The following is a 1,106-nucleotide window of genomic DNA, read 5'->3' as shown; positions in this document are numbered from 1 at the left end:
GTGAGGAAATACAGAGGAAACCACGTCGACGTCGAGTGGTGAGCTGTGAGGAAAATGTTTAGCACCAGAAAATGATATTTAAGCGCTTTTGAGAAGTATTGCCGGTTTAACGGGGCAGGGTAGTAGGTGCTTCTTCTGTTGTTTCAAGAGAAAGGACAGCGATAAGTGCTCCAGTTTGATAATTGTAAACCATAAATTTTGTTTGCCCTTCTGACGTTAAGACTTTTAACATAATCTTGTCTTCTGCAAGGCTTTGTGACAGAATCTGTGTGTTTTTTGGTAAGGATAGCGTGTGGTGCACGATTTTTGATTTTTTGTTGTAAGAAGAAAAAGAATCTATTTGTTTTGGAGATGATCCCATTGTTACGGTTTTGTATATAACTGCAAAGAGAACAGCAAGAATCAGAATGAGTGTGATAGAAATGGAAACAATCATAAAACACATAAGTTTTTTTCTCACGCGTTCCACTGCAGGGTCTAGGGGATAATCTTGAGGCAGTGCACATTGCTCTGAGTGATGGTCTTGTGAGGGTTGAGTTTGCTTATTATCCATCATGCTGCGCCCTTCCATTGATTGTTTTCTTAGAGTCTGATGGGTTTATGCTTTTAAGGCTTTTTATGCAAGGGGTTTATAGGTGGAACCCTAGAAGTGGGGACGATAAGGGGAGAGCTTTTGTTTCATGGATTTTTGATCTTTTATCATTCATGGTTTGGCTTTTAAGCAGAAAATTGCCTCGGTTTGTGACGGACCAGATCAGCTTTACTTCTTGTTGATGCAAGTTTGCTTGTATACTTGTACATTGGGCAAAAATTTGTTGCCCATAAGAGGCAAATTTTTTGGTGGAAGGTATCATGGCTTGTTCACATGCTTGAGCTGTTGGGTAGGTTTTGACCATTGTATCGTTAGAATAACAGCTGTTAAAATCATCTGTACATGAAACCAACAAGAGGATAAAAACAAAGGTATTCATAAAATGCTTTCAAAATAAATGTTGACAATATGGAATCCAATTTGTCAGCCTTAAGGCCTTATTCATTATGAATAAATGTTTTTAAAGGTTCTAGGTTCCAGCGGGTTAGGTTCCAGCGGGTTAGGTTCCAGCGGG

At 39.2% G+C, this 1,106-nt stretch carries 2 protein-coding genes; both read right to left on the bottom strand.

The genetic code is table 11. The annotated features are described in order from the left end of the window. Positions 1–106: 106 nt before the first annotated feature. Positions 107–556: a hypothetical protein gene (locus MCO_RS03885; protein ID WP_007552728.1), complete on the bottom strand. Its 450-nt coding sequence runs from the start codon at positions 554–556 to the stop codon at positions 107–109. A gap of 73 nt (positions 557–629) precedes the next feature. Next, a complete protein-coding gene (locus MCO_RS03880) occupies positions 630–971 on the bottom strand; it encodes a hypothetical protein (RefSeq protein ID WP_040298791.1) in 342 nt (113 codons plus the stop codon). Positions 972–1,106: the final 135 nt, after the last annotated feature.

This window comes from Bartonella sp. DB5-6 (genome assembly GCF_000278115.1).
Lineage (GTDB): Bacteria > Pseudomonadota > Alphaproteobacteria > Rhizobiales > Rhizobiaceae > Bartonella > Bartonella refiksaydamii.
The sequence above is the reverse complement of the archived record's forward strand: the minus strand, read 5'-3'. Positions and strand labels throughout refer to the sequence as shown.

Coding starts and splice junctions, on each gene's coding strand:
- MCO_RS03885 (WP_007552728.1), bottom strand. CDS start 556: ATGATGGATAATAAGCAAACTCAACCCTCACAAGACCATCACTCAGAG.
- MCO_RS03880 (WP_040298791.1), bottom strand. CDS start 971: ATGAATACCTTTGTTTTTATCCTCTTGTTGGTTTCATGTACAGATGAT.